This is a genomic window from Dietzia sp. DQ12-76 (genome assembly GCF_014145045.1).
GTDB lineage: Bacteria > Actinomycetota > Actinomycetes > Mycobacteriales > Mycobacteriaceae > Dietzia.
This window is the reverse complement of record NZ_JAALDV010000044.1, coordinates 1-2538: the sequence shown is the minus strand read 5'-3', so window position 1 is coordinate 2538 and position 2538 is coordinate 1. Positions and strand designations below refer to the sequence as shown.

3 protein-coding genes are annotated in these 2538 nt (G+C 71.1%); 2 read left to right on the top strand and 1 reads right to left on the bottom strand.

All coding sequences use genetic code 11. The annotated features are described in order from the left end of the window. Window positions 1–968 (top strand): NAD-dependent epimerase/dehydratase family protein (locus G6019_RS02350; RefSeq protein WP_182626969.1); only part of this gene is annotated, 968 nt, incomplete at its 5' end. Between the two features lie 52 nt (window positions 969–1020). Here G6019_RS02350 and G6019_RS02345 read toward each other — a convergent pair. Further along, a complete protein-coding gene (locus tag G6019_RS02345; RefSeq protein ID WP_182613564.1) occupies window positions 1021–1461 on the bottom strand; it encodes an SRPBCC family protein in 441 nt (146 codons plus the stop codon). A gap of 48 nt (window positions 1462–1509) precedes the next feature. On the opposite strand from G6019_RS02345, the gene G6019_RS02340 reads away from it, so the two are divergent. Further along, window positions 1510–2133, top strand: a complete 624-nt coding sequence (locus G6019_RS02340) for a DUF1697 domain-containing protein (RefSeq protein ID WP_182613565.1) — start codon at window positions 1510–1512, stop codon at window positions 2131–2133. Window positions 2134–2538 lie beyond the last annotated feature (405 nt).

Sequence of the window (2538 nt, the reverse complement as noted above, 5' to 3'; positions counted from 1 at the left end):
CGGATCCCGTCGGCGAGTACCGGGGCGTCGACTGGCGCGCGGTGGACGTCTCCGGCCCGGGGGCGGCCCGCGAACTCGGTCGCCACGTCAGCGGCGCGGACACGGTGGTCAACCTGGCCTGGGGTTTCCAGCCCACCCGCGACGTCCGCTACCTCGAGAGGGTCGGGGTCGGTGGAACCGCCGCGGTCCTCGAGGCCGCGCAGTCGGCCGGGGTGGGGCACCTGGTTCACATCTCCTCCGTGGGGACCTACGCGCCGGGCCGCCACGGTGAGCACGTCGACGAGACCTGGGCGACGACGGGGGTGTCGGGTTCGGCCTACAGCCGACACAAGGCCATGGCGGAGAGGCTCATCGACGAGCACGAGTGTCGCCACGGCGGCGATGCGGTGCCCGTCGCCCGGATGCGGCCGGGCTTCATCGTCCAGCGAGCAGCCGCGAGCGGGCTGACCCGATACGGACTCCCCGCCTACGTGCCCGCACATCTCGTGCCGCGGCTGCCGCTGCTGCCGCTCGACCGGGCCCTGTGCCTGCCGCTCGCTCATGCGGACGATGTCGCCGACGCTCTCGTCCGAGTGATCGGCCAGGGCGCCACCGGCCCGTTCAACCTCGCGGCCGATCCACCGTTCACCAGGGAGGATCTCGCCGAGGTGCTCGGGGCCCGGCCGGTTCACGTCCCCCTGGCACTGCTCGGGGCGATCGTCGGGCTGACGTGGCGGGCCCGGTTGCAACCGGTGGACCGCGGATGGCTCGACCTGGCGTTCAGCGTGCCCCTCCTGGACTGCGTCCGCGCACGTGACGAACTCGGCTGGGCTCCGTCGTGGGCACCGCGAGAGGCCATGGCCGACCTGCTCGACGGGATCGCGCGCCTGGCCCACACCGGGAGCGCACCCCTTCGACGCAGATCCGTGCCCGATCTGGTGCGCCGGAGCCTGGCCGACGGGCTGATCTCCTCCCGCCGGTTCCCCTGAGCCCCGCTCGCCCGAGCGAGCGGGGCGGGCGCGAGGCGTGGGAGAGGGGCGATCAACCGTGTCGCCGGAGAACCTCGTTCCGCAGCCCCGTGGTGGCCACGTCGGCGATGTGCTTCTGGGCCTTCTTGACCACCGGCCCCGGGAGCTTGATCTTGAGATCAACCTCGAGATCAAAGACGACCGTGGTGGTGCCGTCCCCGTTGTCCGTGAGCTCGTACCGGGCGTTCTGGACCTTCTGGGAACCGCTCTCGACCAGCGACCAGCTCACCTCGCCTTCGTACCACTCGTAGCGCACCACCATCTCGTCGGTGACGCCGTACTGGGACACCCGCTCCCACACGACGATGGGCCACCCCTCGTCGTCGGCCTCCCTGACCTCGACCGCGCGGTGAGCGCTCGACCACTCCACGAGGGAGTCGACATCGGCGAGGACCTCCATGATCTCGGGGACGCCGGCCTCGATCGTGACCACTGACTGCACTGAGACTGCCATGGCCGGAAAGCTACCCGCGCGGGGCCGGCCCGGGAGGAAGATCGGGGGATGAGTTCTCGATCTGCACAGACGGACGACCCGGGGCACCGCAGGGTGGTGTTACTGCGTGGGATCAACGTCGGCAAGGGCGGCCGCATCGCCATGAGCGACCTGATCGAGTGCACCGAGGCCGCGGGCGGGACGTCGGTCCGGACGGTGCTGGCGACCGGAAACGTGATCGTCACCGATAAGCGACCGGTACCCGAGCTGCGCGCGGCACTCGAGGCCGCCTACGCGGAGAGGTTCGGCTACCGGTCCGTGCTGCAGGTCCTCCCGCTCGACGACGTGGCGACGATGGCGTCCTCGTACCCCTTCGACACGCTGCCCGAACACCACGACTACGTGGTGTTCTCGGATGACCCGGAAGTGACGACCCGGGTGGCGGTCGCGATGCACGCGGCCATCCGTGAGGTCGGAGAGGTGGCCGCCGGCACCGACGCGCATGCCGGGGCCGGGATGACCACCAGCAGCACGGAGGCGGTGGCCGAGGGCGCGGGCTGCGTGTACTGGCGGGTCCCCCGCGGCTCGACGCTGACCTCGGACGCGTCCGCGGTGCTCGACGGCCGGGAGAACAAGGGTCACCTCACCACCAGGAACCTCAAGACCCTGGCCCGGATCCTCGCTGCGGGGTGAGTCAGGGGTGAGTCAGGGCCCCTCGACGGACGCACCGATCGTGTCGACGAAGGCCGCGAGCGGCCCGAAGACCGCCGGGAAGATCCCGTCCCAGAAAGCCTGCATCTCGCTGAAGTCGAACATGGGCATCGGTAACACTCCTCGCACGGGGGCGGCGTACGGACTCTCCGCGGTCACCGGGGCTCCCCAGCACCAAGGATCGCGGCAGAGACACCCGTCGCGCAACCCCATGCGTCCCGCGAGTCTCGTCACCGGGCCGACGATCCACCAACTGGCAGACTGCAAACGATGCCTTCCCGCCCCGCACGCCCACTTCTGGCCGCCGCGGCCCTGCTCGTGGTCGCGGCCACGACCGGCTGCTCCGGGTCCGGGCCGGGGCGGACAGCGGGGCCTGCCCTGGAGGAG